The sequence below is a fragment of the Acinetobacter sp. ABJ-A23_2 genome, assembly GCF_044538765.1.
GTDB lineage: Bacteria > Pseudomonadota > Gammaproteobacteria > Pseudomonadales > Moraxellaceae > Acinetobacter > Acinetobacter nosocomialis_A.
In genome coordinates this window covers 26744-44453 of the sequence record NZ_JBIUCP010000036.1, presented here as the reverse complement: position 1 = coordinate 44453, position 17710 = coordinate 26744, and the positions used below count along the sequence as shown (strand labels likewise).

18 protein-coding genes and 1 rRNA gene are annotated in these 17710 nt (G+C 40.3%); 4 read left to right on the top strand and 15 right to left on the bottom strand.

The annotated features are described in order from the left end of the window. Together rrf and ACH63V_RS12970 are read left to right on the top strand one after the other, a co-directional pair. A 5S ribosomal RNA gene (gene rrf / locus ACH63V_RS12975) occupies nucleotides 1-103 on the top strand; the annotation flags it as partial. A 153-nt stretch (nucleotides 104-256) separates the two neighbouring features. After that, on the top strand, nucleotides 257-568 hold the full coding sequence (locus ACH63V_RS12970) for an ankyrin repeat domain-containing protein (RefSeq protein WP_311086666.1): 312 nt from the start codon (nucleotides 257-259) through the stop codon (nucleotides 566-568). Between the two features lie 46 nt (nucleotides 569-614). On the opposite strand, the gene ACH63V_RS12965 is transcribed toward ACH63V_RS12970, so the two are convergent. From ACH63V_RS12965 to ribF, 5 genes are all read right to left on the bottom strand, one after another. After that, nucleotides 615-1157 (bottom strand): NAD(P)H-dependent oxidoreductase, encoded by a 543-nt coding sequence (locus tag ACH63V_RS12965; RefSeq protein ID WP_311069970.1) that lies wholly within the window; start codon nucleotides 1155-1157, stop codon nucleotides 615-617. 132 nt (nucleotides 1158-1289) lie between these two features. Next, nucleotides 1290-1772 carry a peptidylprolyl isomerase gene (locus ACH63V_RS12960; RefSeq protein WP_004884037.1) on the bottom strand — a complete coding sequence of 161 codons (483 nt, stop codon included), beginning with the start codon at nucleotides 1770-1772 and terminating at the stop codon, nucleotides 1290-1292. A 1-nt stretch (nucleotide 1773) separates the two neighbouring features. Beyond that, nucleotides 1774-2304 carry a signal peptidase II gene (lspA, locus tag ACH63V_RS12955; protein ID WP_001133879.1) on the bottom strand — a complete coding sequence of 177 codons (531 nt, stop codon included), beginning with the start codon at nucleotides 2302-2304 and terminating at the stop codon, nucleotides 1774-1776. Next, nucleotides 2297-5134, bottom strand: coding sequence for an isoleucine--tRNA ligase (ileS, locus tag ACH63V_RS12950; protein WP_396463730.1), 2838 nt, complete (start codon nucleotides 5132-5134; stop codon nucleotides 2297-2299). Before ileS ends, lspA begins: the two co-directional genes overlap by 8 nt. Nucleotides 5135-5195: 61 nt before the next feature. Beyond that, nucleotides 5196-6197: a bifunctional riboflavin kinase/FAD synthetase gene (gene ribF, locus ACH63V_RS12945; RefSeq protein WP_396463728.1), complete on the bottom strand. Its 1002-nt coding sequence runs from the start codon at nucleotides 6195-6197 to the stop codon at nucleotides 5196-5198. Between the two features lie 208 nt (nucleotides 6198-6405). Between ribF and ACH63V_RS12940 the strand changes: the two genes are divergently transcribed. Both ACH63V_RS12940 and ACH63V_RS12935 read left to right on the top strand, forming a co-directional pair. Next, on the top strand, nucleotides 6406-7539 hold the full coding sequence (locus ACH63V_RS12940; protein ID WP_396463727.1) for a TDT family transporter: 1134 nt from the start codon (nucleotides 6406-6408) through the stop codon (nucleotides 7537-7539). An 80-nt stretch (nucleotides 7540-7619) separates the two neighbouring features. Then, nucleotides 7620-8186 (top strand): 5'-nucleosidase, encoded by a 567-nt coding sequence (locus tag ACH63V_RS12935; RefSeq protein ID WP_396463726.1) that lies wholly within the window; start codon nucleotides 7620-7622, stop codon nucleotides 8184-8186. 35 nt (nucleotides 8187-8221) lie between these two features. Here the strand turns inward: ACH63V_RS12935 and ACH63V_RS12930 are convergent, their stop codons facing one another. The 10 genes from ACH63V_RS12930 to ACH63V_RS12885 form a co-directional block, all read right to left on the bottom strand. Further along, the gene (locus ACH63V_RS12930; RefSeq protein ID WP_002050490.1) at nucleotides 8222-8842 is read right to left on the bottom strand and encodes a TetR/AcrR family transcriptional regulator; all 621 of its coding nucleotides are present in this window, start codon (nucleotides 8840-8842) and stop codon (nucleotides 8222-8224) included. Between the two features lie 260 nt (nucleotides 8843-9102). Continuing rightward, nucleotides 9103-9903, bottom strand: coding sequence for an ABC transporter ATP-binding protein (locus ACH63V_RS12925; protein ID WP_000183286.1), 801 nt, complete (start codon nucleotides 9901-9903; stop codon nucleotides 9103-9105). A gap of 13 nt (nucleotides 9904-9916) precedes the next feature. After that, nucleotides 9917-10714, bottom strand: a complete 798-nt coding sequence (gene ssuC / locus ACH63V_RS12920; RefSeq protein ID WP_343569893.1) for an aliphatic sulfonate ABC transporter permease SsuC — start codon at nucleotides 10712-10714, stop codon at nucleotides 9917-9919. After that, nucleotides 10711-11886, bottom strand: a complete 1176-nt coding sequence (gene ssuD, locus ACH63V_RS12915) for an FMNH2-dependent alkanesulfonate monooxygenase (protein WP_000689549.1) — start codon at nucleotides 11884-11886, stop codon at nucleotides 10711-10713. The genes ssuC and ssuD overlap by 4 nt, the downstream gene beginning before the upstream one ends. A gap of 26 nt (nucleotides 11887-11912) precedes the next feature. Then, a complete protein-coding gene (locus ACH63V_RS12910; protein ID WP_396463725.1) occupies nucleotides 11913-12896 on the bottom strand; it encodes a sulfonate ABC transporter substrate-binding protein in 984 nt (327 codons plus the stop codon). Between the two features lie 71 nt (nucleotides 12897-12967). Further along, nucleotides 12968-13936, bottom strand: a complete 969-nt coding sequence (locus tag ACH63V_RS12905) for a sulfonate ABC transporter substrate-binding protein (protein WP_396463724.1) — start codon at nucleotides 13934-13936, stop codon at nucleotides 12968-12970. 333 nt (nucleotides 13937-14269) lie between these two features. Next, entirely contained in the window at nucleotides 14270-15625 is a 1356-nt protein-coding gene (gene argA, locus ACH63V_RS12900) for an amino-acid N-acetyltransferase (RefSeq protein ID WP_396463723.1), read from the bottom strand. A gap of 120 nt (nucleotides 15626-15745) precedes the next feature. Then, nucleotides 15746-16075, bottom strand: a complete 330-nt coding sequence (locus tag ACH63V_RS12895) for an RcnB family protein (RefSeq protein WP_396463732.1) — start codon at nucleotides 16073-16075, stop codon at nucleotides 15746-15748. Between the two features lie 223 nt (nucleotides 16076-16298). Continuing rightward, entirely contained in the window at nucleotides 16299-16709 is a 411-nt protein-coding gene (locus ACH63V_RS12890; RefSeq protein WP_263612641.1) for an RcnB family protein, read from the bottom strand. 216 nt (nucleotides 16710-16925) lie between these two features. Then, nucleotides 16926-17672 (bottom strand): YciK family oxidoreductase, encoded by a 747-nt coding sequence (locus ACH63V_RS12885; RefSeq protein WP_396463722.1) that lies wholly within the window; start codon nucleotides 17670-17672, stop codon nucleotides 16926-16928. Nucleotides 17673-17710 lie beyond the last annotated feature (38 nt).

The window sequence follows — 17710 nt, the reverse complement described above, 5'->3', positions numbered from 1 at the left end:
AGCAAGAGTGAACCACCTGATCCCTTCCCGAACTCAGAAGTGAAACCTCTTAGCGCTGATGGTAGTGTGGGGTTACCCATGTGAGAGTAAGTCATCGCCAGCTCATTATTCCAAACACCCCAATCTCGAAAGAGGTTGGGGTGTTGCTTTATGGGCGGACTTTAATTTTTAATAAAAGATAGGTCCAAAATTAGATTTGTATTGTTACTATATTCTATGAATATAATGATGAACTCTATTATTTTTGGGTACGTCCATGAAAATCAATTCTTTCTCTCCAATACCTGAAGATGATGAAGAGCTATCTTTGCCTGCATTGATTTATTGGGCATCTCTAGGTGATATCGATCAAGTAAAAGAATTATTAATAGAGGGAGAGGATCCTAATCAGATAGATGATGAGGGATATAGTGCTCTACAAGCAGCTGCTGAAAATGATCATTTAGAAATAGTTCAACTCTTAATTGAAAAAGGTGCGCGTGTCGCTTACAAAAGTGAATACACAGCATTAGAGCTTGCAGAAATGGCAGGTAATACTAATATAGTGGAGTATTTAAAGAGTTTATAAAATTAAAAAGGCCTCTTTTGTTTAGAAAAGAGGCTTTTTGTTCAATTTAAGACAAATGATATTTTTGCAGCTTTTCAACAATTGATTGAAGTCCTTTTACTTCAAATTCATTGGCTTCAAATTTTTCATCTTTATTGCGTTTAAAGATATCTCGTATTTCTATTACAGCATTTGGGTCAACAATATTTAAACTTGAAGTGACTTGGCGTATTTGGCTAATAGAACGAGAGCCATTTGTTGAGCCATAGCCAATAAATGCGGCTGGTTTACCACTCCATTCTTTACCTACATAGTCGAGTGCATTTTTTAAAGCTGGACTGTAACCATGATTGTACTCGGGGCTAATAAAGATAAATGCATCAGCTTTGGCAATTTTATCTGCCCATTCTTGTTGTTTAGGTTGATCATAAATACCTGTTGCAGGTGGGTGAGAGCCTGAAAATAATGGTAAATTCCACTCTTTTAAATCAATTACTTCTGTCTGAAAATCTTCTAGATTAAATGATGGAATTGCTGTTTCTAACCAATTGGCAATTTTAATAGCTGTGCGTCCTTCACGAACACTTCCTACGATGATATAGACCAGCATATATTTTTCCTAAGGATTTTTATCTTTATAACTTAATTCATTACATAGGACGTGAGAATATAGAATTTGTAAGGATTCTTATGTCATGCATAAAACTTAAATAATAAAAAAGCCCTCAATCGAGGGCTTTTTTTACATTAACTTAATGCCTTGCTGGCCAGCTGGAGTTACTTTGAATATCTCTACTTCAAAAGTAATATTTTTGCCAGCTAAAGGGTGGTTGAAATCAATTTCAGTAATATCATCATTCACTGACTTCACGACACCAAATAAAGTTGCTTTTGCTTTATCTTCAAATTCGATCATGTGACCAGGAATAGGTCGTTGTTCGAATTTAACCGTATCAAAAGTTTGTATATTTTCAGGGTTCCAAGGACCAAAAGCATCTTCTGGTGGAAGATGTACAGTACGTCGATCACCTGCACGTAAGCCGAATAAGGCTTTCTCAAAACCTGGTAACAAGTTACCGTCGCCAATAGTCAAGCTAACAGGTTCTTCACGGCTACGTGTATTGTCAATTTCTACGCCATTTTCAAGAGCAACAGAAAAGTGTAGGTCAACTTTAGAACCGTCAGTAATACGAATTTCTTCATTAGGTTGAATAATTTCGGTCATATTATGCATCCGAATTTTTAGGTCTTTGCTTCTCAAGGAAGAATGTATCGATGAGTAGCAAAATGGTACCTAGAGTAATGGCACTGTCCGCAATATTAAAAGCTGGAAAGTGATGATTTTGGTAATAAACATGAATGAAATCGACCACATAACCTAAAGTAATACGGTCAATTAGATTACCGAGTGCTCCACCTAAAATTAAAGCGATAGCTACAGGTAGCACCACCATTTTTTTAGGCATACGCAGCAACCAAAATACAAAAAGTATTGAAACTAAGCCTGCCAAAGATGTGAAGAAATAGCGTTGCCATCCCCCCGCATCAGATAAAAAGCTAAAGGCTGCACCATAGTTATGTAATAGTGTCCAGTTTAAAAATGGAAGCACAGGTACAGGATCTGCATAGTTCAGATGTGTACTTGCAATCCATTTTGTCCATTGATCCAACACAATGGCAAGGACAGAAAGTCCAAGCCAAATGAGGTTGTGAGGATAAAACTGGAATAAGCCTTTTTTAGCTTGTGAATTAGGCATATTTTCTCACTTCGCCACGACCAGTGACGTTCACAATACAACGACCACATAAACCAGGATGATCGGCGTGTGTATTTACATCAGGAAGGACATGCCAGCAACGTGCACATTTTTCACCTTCAGCTGCAGATACTTGTACACGTAAGCCTTCCATTTCAGTTGCTTCACCTTGTTCAGCAAATGGATGTACTACTACTTGCGAAGTAATAAGAACAAAACGGAGTTCATCAGCCAGTTGGTTTAAAACTGTTTGTAATGATTCATTTGCCCAAAGTTCAACTTTGGCTGAAAGATTACTACCGACAAGTTTAGCGTTACGAGCTGCTTCAATCTGTTTATTTACTGCAGATTTTACGCTAATCAATGTTTGCCAGTCTGCTTCAGAAAGCAAGTTTGCTTTTGATGAAACAGGTAGGTCATACCATTCAGCTGTAAATACATACTTCTCAGTTTGTTCTGGAATAAGTGGCCACGCTTCTTGAGCTGTGAAGCTTAGAATAGGACTCATCCAGCGAACAAATGCTTGTACGATATGGTAAAGCGCTGTTTGTGCAGAACGACGTGCTTGTGAGTCAGCCTTAGTGGTGTATTGACGGTCTTTGATGATGTCTAGATAGAAACCACCTAAGTCATTAATACAGAAGCTTGTTAACGCATTACACACGACATGGAAGTTCATTTCTTCATATGCAGTGATAATCGTTTGTTGTACTTCATTTGCACGTTGCAAGATGTATTGATCAAGAGCGATAAGATCATCTACTGCTAAAGCATCTGTACTTGGTTTGAAACCATTTAAGTTTGCAAGTAAGAAGCGTAGCGTATTACGAATACGACGGTAGCTATCACTTACACGGCTAAAGATTTCTTTTGATGCTGCAATTTCATAGCGATAGTCGCTAGACGCTACATATAAACGTAAACCGTCGGCACCAAGTTGTTTGATGATTTCTTCAAGCGGGATGTAGTTGCCTAAAGATTTCGACAATTTACGGCCATTTTCATCCACTGTGAAACCATGTGTTAACAAGGCTTTGTATGGCGCGCGGTTATGAATTGCCATAGACGTTAATAAAGAAGATTGGAACCAGCCACGATGTTGGTCTGAACCTTCTAAATATAAGTCAGCAGGGCTTTCTAATTCTTCACGTTGCTCGAGTACAGCGTAATGCGTTGTACCAGAGTCAAACCATACATCTAGCGTATCGCGAACCGCATTGTACTGTTCAGCATCTTCACCAATGAAGTCTTTTGCATCACGGTTAAACCATGCATCGATACCTTCTTGTTCGATAAGTTTAGCAACTTCTTCGATGAGTTCAGGCGTACGAGGGTGTAATTCATTCGTATCTTTATGAACGAAGAATGGAATTGGTACACCCCAAGTACGTTGACGTGAAATACACCAGTCCGGACGACCTTCGATCATCGATTCAATACGGTTTTTACCCCAGTTCGGTACAAACTCGATATCGTTTTCAATGGCGTTAAGCGCACCTTCACGTAAACCTTTTTGATCCATGCTGATAAACCATTGTGGTGTAGCACGGAAAATAATAGGAGTTTTATGGCGCCAGCAGTGTGGGTAGCTGTGTTTAATCGGTTGATGAGCCCATAAGCGGCCTACAGCACCTAAAGCTTCAATAATCTTTGGATTGGCTTTATAGATGTGCTCACCAGCAAAGATTGGTGCGGTTGGTAAGTAAACCCCGTTACCACCCACTGGGTTTTCAACTTTAAGGTTGTATTGAATACCTACTTTATAGTCGTCTGCACCGTGGCCAGGCGCAGTGTGTACAGCACCTGTACCGCTTGTTGCGATAACGTGTTCACCCAAAATAACCGGAACTTGGCGATCGGTAATTAAAGGATGTTGTAGGGTAAGGTTTTCAAGAGCCGAACCAGTAAAGTCAGCTAAAACAACTGGATTTTCAAGCTTGTAACGCTCAATGGCGGAAGCAACTAAGTCTTTAGCAAGAATAAAGTTTTGCTTACCACGCTCAGTAGTCACTTGTACCAATTGATATTCAATTTCGGCATGCAATGCAACTGCTTGGTTCGCTGGTAATGTCCAAGGTGTAGTGGTCCAGATTACGATATCCGTTGGATCTTGGACGTCTACATTTACACGAGCGCTTAAATCTTTTAAATCTACAACGCCAAAACCAACGTCAATTGCGTCAGATTTTTTATCTTCGTATTCAACTTCAGCTTCAGCAAGTGCTGAGCCACAGTCCATACACCAGTTCACTGGCTTTAAGCCCGGCTGGATATGACCATTTTTTTGGATTAAACCTAAAGCACGAACGATATCGGCTTCTTGTTTGTAGTTCATGGTGAGGTAAGGATTATCCCAATCACCTAAAACACCTAGACGTTTAAAGTCAGTACGCTGTAAATCAATTTGTTTTAGCGCATATTCACGGCAGAGTTTACGGAAAGTCGCTGCGTCAACTTTTTCGCCCACTTTACCTACTTTTTCTTCAACTTTTAGTTCGATTGGCAAGCCATGACAGTCCCAACCCGGAACATATGGTGCATCGAAACCTGCCAAAGTACGGCTTTTTACGATGACGTCTTTGAGTACTTTGTTAACCGCATGGCCCAAGTGAATTGTACCGTTCGCATATGGAGGGCCATCATGCAAAATATATTTTTTCTTGCCAATACGCGATGCACGAATCTGCTGATAAATGTTGTCGGTATACCACTCTTCTAACCATTTCACTTCACGTACTGCCAAATTTGCTTTCATTGCAAATTCAGTATCCGGCAGGTTTAGCGTGGCTTTGTAGTCCACTGCATTTTCAGTAGTTTGCTTATCGCTCATGCAAGTTGTCTTCCAGTTTAATCAGCTTGGGAGCCGACATGTTTTACAATCAAAATTCGAATTAAAAAGGAAATTGTGTCGTGTCGTTACGATATTGTCGTAATTGTTGCACGTCATTATCAATTCCTGCCTTAAGTGCCTCAAGCGAAGGGTAGTTCAATTCACCATGAAGATAGTGAAGAAAAGTCACCCGCATAAATAAGCCATACAGATTAGCAGAAACATCAGGGAAATGTACTTCTAATCTCCACTCTGGATGCTCTTGCTGGATGGCTGGACGAGTACCGACATGACCTGCACCATAAAGGCTGTTTTCACGATATCCGGCAATTCCCGGTTTTTCAGGCGAGTCCTGAAGCACTTTTTGAGTTAGCGAAGTTGTTTCGCAAATGACTTCAACGCCATAAATACCATTTAAACAAGGCTTATGGCGGTTGAGACGGACATTAATTGTTGGAAAATCTAAAGTTCGTCCAATTTGGTCGCCATATTGAACTCGTCCAGTAATACTGTACGGACGGCCTAATAATTTAGCTGCTAAAGCGAGATTACCCACTTGAAGCACTTGGCGAATACGAGTTGAACTGACGCGTTCACCTTCGAGTTCAATCGTATGTAAATTTATGACTTGAAAGCCGTAATTTCTTAAAAATTCGCTGTTGCCTTGACGGTCTTTACCGAAATGAAAGTCATCTCCTAAAACCAAAGCTTGCGCATTTAATTTATCTTTTAATAAATCTGCGAATTGTGATGCGCTCATGCTACGGAAATGCTGGTCAAATTTGGCAACCGCAATGTAATCAACCCCAAGTTCAGCTAGATATTCAACTTTTTCCCGTAATGAGTTAATACGGGGTGGGGCATCGTAGCCTTTAAAGAACTCAAGTGGTTGTGGCTCAAAAATCATGACCAATGTTTTTAAGCCTTGTGCTGCAGCAATTTTTTTGAGTTGAGCAATCATCGCTTGGTGACCTAAATGGACACCATCAAAATTACCAATAGTTACCGCTGTTTGTGGCAACTGGAAATTGGGCGATAACGCATTAAGACGAAGCAGTTTCATGAACTTAAAATATGGCTATTTTTGCAAGGGCTATATATTGCCATAATCTCACAGATTCGTCTTGTTGTTGTGTTTTTACTCAGGTATTTTTCAATATGAATATCTTTTATATCTAAAAAATTGATGAATTAAATAAAAATAAATCAATTTTTCTTATTATTAATTTATCCTACTATAGCTTCATCCACTCTTTGACTAGAGACTCAAGATGAAAAGACCCTTTTACCAATTAAATCAAAGTAAAGATGTTATACGGCATTTTACCCCAAATTGGTTTACAGCAACTATGGGTACTGGTGTGGTCAGTATGATTTTAATTCAGCTTCCATTTGCCAAATCATTTTTATTTATGCTGGCTACACTGTTATGGCAATTCAATATTGTTCTATTTAGTGTTTTTTCAGGTCTTTATTTATTGCGGTGGTTTCTTTTCCCTCATGAAGCGAAGCAAGTATTTAATCATCCAAATATGAGCTTGTTTTTAGGTGCTATACCGATGGGGCTCGCAACCATATTAAATGGCTTTTTAAGCTTCGGTGTCGGCCTTTACGGTGAAGTGGCAATCCATATTGCTCAAGTTTTATGGTACGTCGATGTCTTTTTAGCGCTAGCAATTGCGTGGATTGTGCCGTTTTGTATGTTTAGCCGTCAGAACCATCAACTACATACAATGACTGCAATCTGGCTTTTACCTGTGGTTGCCTGTGAAGTCGCTGCAAGCTCTGCGGGCATGTTAGTTGCACATTTACCAGCAGATTTGCATAGCTTTCAATTATTGTTAGCGGGGTATGTACTCTGGGGGATTTCTGTTTTACCTGCATTCGCTATTTTAACAATTTTAATGTTGCGTATGGCTTTGCATCAGTTACCGGAAAAAGAAGTCGCAATTTCTAGCTGGTTATCTTTAGGTCCAATTGGAACAGGTGCTTTAGGTCTGTTGTTGCTAGGTGAACAGGCAAAAAGAGTGGCACCAAATGTAGGATTTGACCAGTTTGCCAATGTATTTCAAGCATTAGGCGTTGTGGGTAGTCTAGTACTGTTAGGCTTTGGGTTATGGTGGCTAGGTCTTGCGATATTAACAACGCTTCGTCATGCAAAGACAGGTATTCCATTTAACTTGGGATGGTGGGGCTTAACCTTTCCACTAGGTGTGTTTATTCTGGCTTTATTTAATTTAGGGCATCAGGTTGAAGTTGTATTTTTACAGTATGTTGCGGTGGCACTCAGTGTTTTATTATTAGTGATGTGGAGCGTTGTAATGAAGAAAACCTTAGCCGGAGCCTATAGTGGGCAACTGTTCTTCTCTCCATGTTTAATCGCCTTACAACAAAAAATGCAGTAATGATGAAAAGGTGCAAAAAGCTTTTGCACCTGATTTATACTTATTTTCTAATTTATTAATCTTGAATTGAGCCTTTTTGAATGAACAAAGATATTGCTTTAATTATGGCACTTCCTAATGAATCTAAAGGTTTATTTGAGCAAGCAGGTATTGAAGTCCATTACAGTGGTATTGGTAAGATTAATGCTGCCTTTAAAGCATTTGAGGTTATTCAAAAAACTGGCTGTAAAACTTTAATTAATCTGGGTACAGCTGGAAGCTCTGCATTTAAGCGACATGATTTAGTCGAGGTGAAAACTTTTGTACAACGTGATATGGATGTTTCACCCTTAGGGTTTGAAGTCGGTGTAACGCCGTTAGATGAGCACTTACCTGCTGAAATTCATCTTCAAACACATTTTGCTGATTTACCAAAAGGGATATGCGGGACAGGGGACTCATTTGAAACGGGTCAGCCGAAAGTCGCGTGTGATGTGGTGGATATGGAAGGGTATGCTTTAGCCAAAGTTTGCCACAAGCTAGGTGTACGTTTAATTTCAGTGAAATATATTACCGATGGTGCAGATGATACGGCCCATTTAGATTGGGAAGAAAATTTGTTATTGGGTGCACAAAAGCTCTTGGCTCTTTATCAAAATCATTTCTAAAAAAAAGATCGGCAAATTTGCCGATCTTTTTTATTTTAGCGAGGTAATACGCCGTAGAGCATCATATGTACCGTATGCTCAATTGAGCGCTGGAACATACTGCGGTTACGAAGTGTTTTACCAGTCACCATCTCCATTTGAGTGGCAAAATCGGCATAGTTTTGCGTAAGACCCCAAATATTGAGTATTAACAATTCAGGGTCGATATCTGGAGAAATTTTCCCTTCTTCTTGCCAAGTCTGAATGACTTTGGCTTTGCGCTTGAATAGCTTTTTCAAAGGCCCTTTCAGTATAGGCAAAATGTGCGGCGCCCCTTGGATAATTTCCAAAGCAAATAATCGCGAAGCCTTTGGTTGGCTACGAGAAAGTTCGATTTTTTGTATTAAGTAGTGAGACAAAGCTTCGGCTGGTTCTAACTCAGCTTCTAAAGTTTGTAAGGGAGCAAGCCATTTTTGTAAAACTGTGGTCAGCACTTCCACATATAAAGACTCTTTATTTTCATAGTAATAGAAAATATTCGACTTATGCATGTCAGCGAGTTGGGCAATTTCATCCAGACTTGCACCACTAAACCCATATAGTGAAAACACATCAAGGGCGGCAGCAAGAAGCTGATTGCGCTTTTGAGTACTCTTCTTTTGTTCCATTTGCTGCATAAATTAAAAAGATAGTGTTCCCATTGTAAGGTAAATCGTTTGATTTGTGCACAGGTGTCTCACTTTTTTAGTGAAAAAACGGATAGTTATTTGAGCAATAGATATACTATTGTGCAAAAAATAGAGAGATTCACTAGTTTATTGTTATTCTTAAAAATATTTTTTGATCTTCGCCCTAAAAAAGAGCAATAAATCATCAGTTTTATTGCTCGTTAATTGGGCATTTTCCCGTTGAATGGTTCTCATTACTCATCTTAACCTTAAGTTGCTAAGACTGCGTCGAGTACTTGTTGTTCAAGCTGGGCAAAAGTTATGCTCTTTTTCCGCGGACGTGGCAAATTCACTTGGAAACTTTGGGCAATTTGACCCTTATCTAATAGGATAATACGGTCGGCCAGTTGCACTGCTTCACTTACATCATGTGTGACCAAAATCGCGGTAAAACCTTGCTCTTTCCACAAACGCTCAATCAAGCTTTGCATCTCAAGGCGGGTGAGCGCATCTAATGCACCCAAAGGTTCATCTAGCAGTAAAATACGTGGAGTATGCGATAACGCACGGGCTAAGGCTGTACGTTGTCGTTGTCCACCAGAGAGCTGTGAAGGCCATTGTCCCGCTTTTTCTTTTAAACCTACTTTCTCTAATAATTCTTCTGCTAAAGCATGTTGCGATTTTGGTAGTCCAAGTTGAACGTTTTGAAGAATATTTCGCCAAGGAAGTAGGCGTGGGTCTTGAAACATAACCCGAATGTCATCGTTAGTAATCCCTTCACGTAAATGTCGGGCAGATTTAAACTTGATCTCACCAAAACTTGCTTTTTCAAGTTGGGCAATTAAGCGTAATAAGGTACTTTTACCGCAGCCACTACGACCTACGATCGCTAAAAATTCGCCCGGTTGAATATGCAGGTTAAGATCTTCAAGAACCTTCACCTCACCATAAAATTTATAAAGCTGTTCAATCAGAATCTCTGCACCTACTACAGGCTCTTGTGACTCTGGATGATTTTCTGGAATGAGCTCTACGTCATTCTGATTAATATTTAAATTCAGATTTGTCATATTTTAAGCTCCCTTATTTTTGATAACCAGCGTGCCAACGTAGTAAATAGCGTTCCAAAATTTGTGCTAAAACATCGGCTAACTTACCTAATAGGGCATAAAGAAGAATACCGACCAGAACTACATCTGTTTGCAAAAACTCTCGTGCATTCATGGTCATATAACCAATGCCAGCTTGTGCTGAGATAGTTTCAGCCACAATGAGTAATACCCAAACCAAACCTAACGCAAAACGTAAACCGACTAAAATAGAAGGCATCGCACCGGGTAGAATAATTTCTTTGTAAAGCTGCCAGCGGGAAAGACCATAGCTTTTACCCATCTCAATCAATTGAGGGTCAACTGACCGAATACCATGGTAGGTGTTGATATAAATAGGGAAGAAAACACCCACAGCCACTAAGAATAATTTTGCTGTTTCATCAATACCAAACCACAAAATCACAAGTGGAATAAGTGCAAGAGCCGGAATATTACGAATCATTTGCAAGGTCGTATCGAGCAGGGTAGAGGCGAAGCGCGAAGACCCATTGAGCAGACCTAATAGCAAACCTAAACCACCGCCTATTAGAAGCCCAAGCAGTGCACGACCAGCACTTACTTTGACGTGATGCCATAATTCGCCGCTAACGAGAAGATGCCAGAAAGCGGAAACGACAGCAGTCGGGGCTGGCAAAATACGGTTTTCTAAAAGACCCGAACTTGAGGCAATTTGCCAGATAACCAATAGAACAATTGGGAAAATCCAAGGCAGCAAACGCTGCCCGATTTGTCTTGTTCCACGTGAAACAATAGTTGTATCTTTACTCATGCAGGCTCCTTGACGGAACTATTTTGCTTCTTCTCGTCTGGAACATAGTTGTTGGCAATAATCTCACCGAATGGACCAGTTAAGTTTGGCTGAGCAAGTTTAGCTCGGGTCTCAATTGGTAATAACGGGAATACTAACTCTGCAAAACGAATTGATTCTTCAAGGTGTGGATAGCCTGAGAAAATGAAGGTATCAATACCAAGGTCTGCATACTCCTGAATACGAGCAGCAACTGTTTCTGGGTCACCTACAAGTGCCGTACCTGCACCACCACGGACTAAACCAATACCTGCCCAAAGGTTTGGAGAGACTTCTAGCTTGTCTCGGTTGCCGCCGTGTAGCGCGGCCATACGTTGTTGGCCTACCGAGTCCATTTGTGCAAATTTTTTCTGTGCTGCAGCAATAGTTGCATCGTCGAGATATTGGATAAGCTCGTTAGCTGCTGCCCATGCTTGTTCGTTGGTTTCGCGAACAATGACATGCAAGCGAATGCCATAAGTTAATTTACGGCCTTTAGCCTCCGCTTTTGCACGAACATGCTCGATCTTTTCTTTCACTGCTGCTGGTGGTTCACCCCAAGTGAGGTAAGTGTCTACTTGCTCAGCTGCAAGGTCGACAGCGACGTCTGAAGAGCCGCCAAACCAAAGTGGTGGGTAAGGCTTTTGGACAGGTGGGTAAAGTAGTTTTGCATCATCTACTTGTAAGCGTTCACCGTGGAATGTAAAAGCTTCACCCGTATGTGAGCGTGTCAAAATTTCACGCCAGATTTTTACGTATTCATTGGCAGTTTGGTAACGCGTTGAGTGATCTTCATATAAACCGTCACCGCGTAGTTCTGCTTCATCGCCACCTGTCACCAAGTTGAGTAACACACGACCATTCGATAGGCGGTCAAATGTTGCAGCCATACGTGCAGCTAAAGCTGGTGTGGTTACCCCCGGACGTAACGCAACTAAAAACTTAAGGTGCTGAGTTGCATCAATCAGACTCGCCGCCGTAATCCACGGGTCTTCACATGAACGGCCAGTTGGAATAAGTACACCTTCATAACCTAAATTATCTACTGCCACAGCAATTTGCTTCATATAGGCATGGTCAACCTGACGAGCGCCTTTACTTGTACCTAAATAGCGACTATCACCGTGGGTAGGAATAAACCAGAAAATTTTCATGTGCATTACCTATATGTCTATTGAAATTACTTGGCACCCCAAACAGCTTGTTTGATGCTGATTGGTTTTGGAATGATGCCTTGTTGAGTAAAGATGTCTGCAAGTTGCTGCTGCTCAGCAATAACTTTGCTGTTAAGAGGAGCTGCTGCTGATGGACGTGGACGACGTTTAATAAATAAGTCGCTGGTTGCAGGTTTAAGTCCTGTACTTTGGCCAATCGCGCTTGCCGTTTCTGTTTGATGGCTTTGAACCCATTTGTCGGCTTGATTGATTTGTTTGATGAGTTCAGGAACAGCTTTTGGATATTGCTTAACAAAATTTGGAGCGGCTAAGTAAAAGGTATAGTTCGGGCTTAAACCTTTACCTGAAGCAAGTACACGAGCTTGGTCTTCTAGTTGTGCTGAAGCGTAGTAAGGGTCCCATATTGCCCATGCATCAACAGCACCTTTTTGGAATGCAGCGCGAGCATCGGCAGGTGTGAGCCAAATTGGCGTAATGTCGCTCCATTTTAAGCCCGCTTTACGCACAGCCTGTACGAGCAAGTAATGTGAACTGGAACCTTTTTGCAACGCAATGCGTTTGCCTTTCAGGTCTTTAAGCTGGGTGAGCTGTGAGTTTTTAGGAGCTAAAATTGCTGATGCCAATGGCTTAGCTGCTTCATAAGCAATGTAATATAAAGGCTTGCCCGCTGCTTGAGCATAGACTGGCGGTGTGTCTCCAGTAACGCCGACATCGAGTGAGCCAACAGCCAAGGCTTCTAAAATTTGTGGGCCGGCAGGGAACTCGTTCCAAGTGATTTTGGCATTTGGAAATTCTTGTTCAAATAGCTTTTGCTGTTTGGCAATTGCAAAGTTAATCGAGCTTTTTTGAAAACCGATACGAAGTTCTTTCACTGTTGGGTCAATTGCCCAAGCGGGTGCAGCAATCGTTAAACCTAAGATAGCGACTGCGCTAAAGCGCTTAACTAATTGGGTCCACTGACCCTTATTAAATAATGACTGATGTTGCATATAGATATCCTTGTTCCCTTAAGGCAAGGCACAGCATTTATATCGTTATTTAAGCTGTGCCAAAGCTGGGTTTATTTCAGTTTTAAAATGGCATCTTGAATGGTGAGCTTGTTTGGAATGAGCTTTTGCGCATAAAAGGCATCGGCTACATATTGTTGTTCTTGGGCTACCTTGTCAGATATTGGCTGAACACCAAAACCCATTCGCGAAATAGAAGTTTTGAGTACATCAAATTCAAGTGCGGTAGGTTTTTCGAGTAGCTTGGCCGCTTCATCTTGATGCGTGCTGACCCATTGGGTTGTTTGGTTGAGTGTCTGCACAACAGTGTTGAGTACTTTTGGATTACTTTCTGCAAATTTACGATCAGCTAAGTAGAACTGATGATTGCTTACCAAGTTTTCACCTGTTGCTAAAACGCGAGCTTGAATTTGATGTTCAGCTGCTGCAAAGAACGGGTCCCAAATCACCCACGCATCGACAGCGCCTTTTTCAAAGGCAGCACGTGCGTCTGATGGAGGTAAATAAACAGGTTGAATATCACTTAAGCTCAAGTGATTTGCTTCTAGAACTTTCAATAAAAGGTAGTGAACATTCGAACCTTTATTCAGTGCGACACGTTTGCCTTTTAAATCCTGAATAGAGTGAATAGGAGAGTCTTTTTGTACCAATAACGCTTCTGCTTTTGGTGCAGCAGGTTGGTTTGCAACATAGACTAAATTTGGATTGGCTGCTTGAGCAAAAATAGGTGGTGCTTCACCTGCCTCACCCAATGAAACGCTTCCAACATTTAGACCTTCAAGTAATTGAGGTCCCGCAGGAAACTCAACCCATTTCACTTGTACGCCTTGATCTTTGAGTGCTTTTTCCAAGTCACCACGTGCTTTTAAAATAGGAAGGATGCCATATTTTTGGTATCCAATATTTAGAGTTGTGGTGGAGTGTTCCTCTTTTTTGGCACAACCACCTAGCATCATCACTCCCGCAAGGCTGGCAGCAATGACTGAATATTTTGCCCATGAAGTGGAATTAAAAAGTGCCATGTGGTTTCGTGCTCCCCGAAAGAGAAAAAGAAAAATAATTGGATGAGCAGATACCCTAAAGGGATTTTTATTTCATAAAAAATAAGTATTCAGTCTTTATTTATGCAAAAAAAAGCTAAAAACATTCGGCGATAAACTTATGCAAAAAAATGATTTATTAAACAGAATAATATTTAAAAAATAGTGTTTAAGTTTTTGTAAATAAAATGAAAAATATTAAAAGAATAAAATTTAAAGATTTAAAAAAAGTACAACCATACATTAATAGCGTTTATGGCTGTACTTTTTGGACTAAGCTTATCTGAAATAAGAATATCTTAAAAAATGCAAAGCCTAGGGAAGCAGTTTTTTAAAGACTAAAGAATTTCTTTGGTAGTTATAAAGTGCCTGACGGGCATTTGGTAATTCATCCACAGTGACTTGATGGAAGCCATGTTCTAAAAACCAGTGAGCAGTTCGTGTTGTTAAAACAAATAATTGACGAATGCCTTGTTGTTTGGCCTTTTCCTCAAGGAATTGCAGAATTTGGCTACCACGGTTGGATTTGCGATAACTTGGGTGTACTGCTACACAAGCAATTTCAGCTGAACGAGTTTCATTAAATTCAGTTGGAATTGGATAAAGAGCAGCACAAGCCAAAATCATACCGTCTCGTTCAATAACCGCAAACTGGCTAATTTCTTGCTCTAAACGTTCACGTGAGCGATAAACCAAAATGCCTTCTTCTTCTAACGGGCGTAATAGGTTCATTAAGCCGCCGACATCTTGAATATGCGCCATACGAACTTCTTCATAATGCGCATCGGTAATCATGGTACCTACACCATCACGCGTGAACAGTTCTTCAATGAGTGCGCCATCATAGGCATATGAAATCAAATGAACACGGTGTACACCCGATAGAGAAGCTTTTTTTGCTTCTTGTAAATGTAGGGTCAAGGTAGGGCTACTGGCTTGGTATTGTTGAATATAGTAGTCAAGTTGATGCGGACTCAATTCACGCAATAACTGTCCTTCTTCATTGAGCAAACCTTGTTGCTCACCTAAAAAGATTAATTTGTCTGCTTTTAAATAGGTCGCAGTTTTCGTTGCTACTTCTTCAGCTCTTAAATTAAATACTTCACCTGTGGTTGAGTAACCCGTCGGGCCAAGTAAAATAATATTATCGTTATCAAGATGACGCTCAATCGCGTCGGTATCTATAGAACGAACTTCACCTGTAAGCTGAAAATCCATGCCATCACGAATACCATAAGGTTTAGCGGTTACGAAATTACCTGATACAACATCTATTCGAGCGCCGTACATTGGAGAGTTAGCCAATCCCATAGATAACAGTGCTTCGATTTCTAAACGAATAGACCCGACAGCACTCATGACACAGCTTAATGATTCACGTGTGGTGATACGGCTGTTGTCATAAAAAGGAGTTTCGATACCTTTATCTTTAAGGTTTTGATTAATTTGTGGACGTGCGCCGTGGACTAAAATTAAGCGAATACCGAGTGAATGCAATAAAGCAATATCATGAATGATATGCTCGAAATTAGGATCGCGGACTGCTTCACCGCCAAACATTAGAACAAAAGTTTTATCGCGATGGGCATTAATATAAGGTGCTGAATGTCGGAACCAATGTACATAATGTTGGGTGTTATTATGTGATTTCTCTAAAGACTTAGTTGGCATACCGATCTCGAATCAACAGCAAAAAGATATAAAGATGATTCTAAACAAAAAAGCTTAAAGTCGCATGTATTAGATAGAAAAACACCCAAATTACATTTGGGTGTTTGATGTTTTATTAAATTAACGAATCACTTTAATGATTTTATGGCTTTGTTCATTTACTAGTACATAGTTTCCATTCACTTTATACCATTTTTGAAAACGCCCAGGTTTGGTCAATTTCTGGTGTGAGCGATAGTCAATTGCATAACGTGGGTGTTGATATTGATGCGGCACAACTTGGCCTTCTCGCCAGATATTCGCATAGTCATCTTTGTGAATGACTTTCACTGGTCTGACATCATGGTCTCGGTAGTTACCATGATGGTCATGATCATTTGGTGCAGCCATTGCTGTTGTTGCGATTAAACCACTCATTGAAAGAACAATTGCTGTTGTTAGTTTTTTCATCATGAACCTCGAATGATCAATTAAATTTCGATAATTGAAGGTTAGTGAAAAATTACAGATAAATCGTGAAGGCGAAGAACAATAAATGTGAAAAATATCTATCAAATAAGAAGAAATTTAGAATATATAAGTTTTTAATATCTTATTGATATAAAAATAAAAAAAAGGATAAAACCGATTGGCTTTATCCTTTTTATTAACTGATAGTGAGGAGCTATCAGTTTTATAAACCACGAATGCTAACAATACTGTTAGAGTCTGTGTCGACTAAAATATAGTCATTGTTAATTTTATACCATTGCTGGTTACGGTCTGGTTTAGGCAAGTTACTGTCTCTATAGTCGACCTTATAGCCATTGCCGCGATAATGTTGTGGCATGACATAACCAGGCTGCCAGCGATGTTGTTTTAGACGCTCAAAACCGCGTTCTTCACGCATACGGCGCTCATCGCGAAAACGATCTTCATCATCGTCACGGTCATATTTATGCCCACGATCATTCCATTCACCACGAGGCCCACCTTTAGGCCCTTTCTGGCCATGTCCTCGGTCAAATGGAGGATCAGCAAAGCTTGCCATACTGGTGGTCAGTACAGTGATGCTAAGGGCTAAGATGGTGAACAACTTTTTCATGATGCATCCTCGTTTACATCTGATGTCTCTCATGTTGAATACTGTACGCGCAAAATGCAGAGAAACTGTGAAGATCATTTAATGCTTCAATTAAAATTACGGATAAATCCAGTGTTTTATCAATAATAAAAAAGGCTTGTATATATCTTTTCAGGTATAGCCAAGCCAGATGTGATGATCGGCCGTAATGTATTTTAGCTTTTCATCTATAGTTATTTAATCCTGTGCATCAATACTTTGACCATTGAGCGTCAGGCTATCTTCACCCATCAAATAAAGATAAGCCGGCATGATTGACTCTGGCGTTGGTAATGTTTTTGGATCTTCTTCAGGATAAGCTTTTGCACGCATTGCTGTACGTGTTGCACCTGGGTTAATGCAGTTGAAGCGAATATTTGGATAAGTATGCTCAGCTGCAAAAATCTTGCTCACCGCTTCAATCGCGACTTTAGACACTGAATATGCGCCCCAGAGTGCACGTGCTTCGCGACCTACGCCAGAGCTGGTAAATACAACAGAAGCGTTATCTGATTTTTGCAAAAGCGGAAGTAGTGCTTGAGTCAGGGCAAAAGGCGCACGTAGATTTACTGACATCACATCATCCCATACCTCTGCTGGATAATGGGCAAGTTCTACTCGGTCACCTAAAATACCGGCATTATGCAAAATACCATCTAGACGTCCAAATTGCTTTTCAAGTGTACTCACTAAAAAGTCATAATCACGATCAGAAGCACTCGAAAGCTGGAGCGGTAAAATTGCAGGCTGAGGGGCGCCTAAACCTTCAATTTCGTCATAAATTACTTCAAGTTTATTTAAGGTTCTACCATGCAAAACCACAGTTGCACCGTGTAAAGCATAACTGAGGGCCGCAGCTCGCCCAATTCCATCACCTGCACCGGTGATTAAAATAATGCGATCTTTGAGTAGATCTGGACGAGGTTGATATTCTGAATATTTCATTGGTAAACCTCCTTCTTTTTATATTGATATAAATAACC

What these genes read in the sequence shown, in the direction of transcription:
- ACH63V_RS12895 (WP_396463732.1), bottom strand. Translation starts at nt 16,075, where the DNA reads ATGAAAAAACTAACAACAGCAATTGTTCTTTCAATGAGTGGTTTAATC.
- ACH63V_RS12940 (WP_396463727.1), top strand. Translation starts at nt 6,406, where the DNA reads ATGAAAAGACCCTTTTACCAATTAAATCAAAGTAAAGATGTTATACGG.
- lspA (WP_001133879.1), bottom strand. Translation starts at nt 2,304, where the DNA reads ATGCCTAATTCACAAGCTAAAAAAGGCTTATTCCAGTTTTATCCTCAC.
- ileS (WP_396463730.1), bottom strand. Translation starts at nt 5,134, where the DNA reads ATGAGCGATAAGCAAACTACTGAAAATGCAGTGGACTACAAAGCCACG.
- ACH63V_RS12905 (WP_396463724.1), bottom strand. Translation starts at nt 13,936, where the DNA reads ATGGCACTTTTTAATTCCACTTCATGGGCAAAATATTCAGTCATTGCT.
- ACH63V_RS12885 (WP_396463722.1), bottom strand. Translation starts at nt 17,672, where the DNA reads ATGAAATATTCAGAATATCAACCTCGTCCAGATCTACTCAAAGATCGC.
- ribF (WP_396463728.1), bottom strand. Translation starts at nt 6,197, where the DNA reads ATGAAACTGCTTCGTCTTAATGCGTTATCGCCCAATTTCCAGTTGCCA.
- ACH63V_RS12965 (WP_311069970.1), bottom strand. Translation starts at nt 1,157, where the DNA reads ATGCTGGTCTATATCATCGTAGGAAGTGTTCGTGAAGGACGCACAGCT.
- ACH63V_RS12925 (WP_000183286.1), bottom strand. Translation starts at nt 9,903, where the DNA reads ATGACAAATCTGAATTTAAATATTAATCAGAATGACGTAGAGCTCATT.
- ssuC (WP_343569893.1), bottom strand. Translation starts at nt 10,714, where the DNA reads ATGAGTAAAGATACAACTATTGTTTCACGTGGAACAAGACAAATCGGG.
- ACH63V_RS12910 (WP_396463725.1), bottom strand. Translation starts at nt 12,896, where the DNA reads ATGCAACATCAGTCATTATTTAATAAGGGTCAGTGGACCCAATTAGTT.
- ssuD (WP_000689549.1), bottom strand. Translation starts at nt 11,886, where the DNA reads ATGAAAATTTTCTGGTTTATTCCTACCCACGGTGATAGTCGCTATTTA.
- ACH63V_RS12960 (WP_004884037.1), bottom strand. Translation starts at nt 1,772, where the DNA reads ATGACCGAAATTATTCAACCTAATGAAGAAATTCGTATTACTGACGGT.
- argA (WP_396463723.1), bottom strand. Translation starts at nt 15,625, where the DNA reads ATGCCAACTAAGTCTTTAGAGAAATCACATAATAACACCCAACATTAT.
- ACH63V_RS12970 (WP_311086666.1), top strand. Translation starts at nt 257, where the DNA reads ATGAAAATCAATTCTTTCTCTCCAATACCTGAAGATGATGAAGAGCTA.
- ACH63V_RS12935 (WP_396463726.1), top strand. Translation starts at nt 7,620, where the DNA reads ATGAACAAAGATATTGCTTTAATTATGGCACTTCCTAATGAATCTAAA.
- ACH63V_RS12930 (WP_002050490.1), bottom strand. Translation starts at nt 8,842, where the DNA reads ATGCAGCAAATGGAACAAAAGAAGAGTACTCAAAAGCGCAATCAGCTT.
- ACH63V_RS12890 (WP_263612641.1), bottom strand. Translation starts at nt 16,709, where the DNA reads ATGAAAAAGTTGTTCACCATCTTAGCCCTTAGCATCACTGTACTGACC.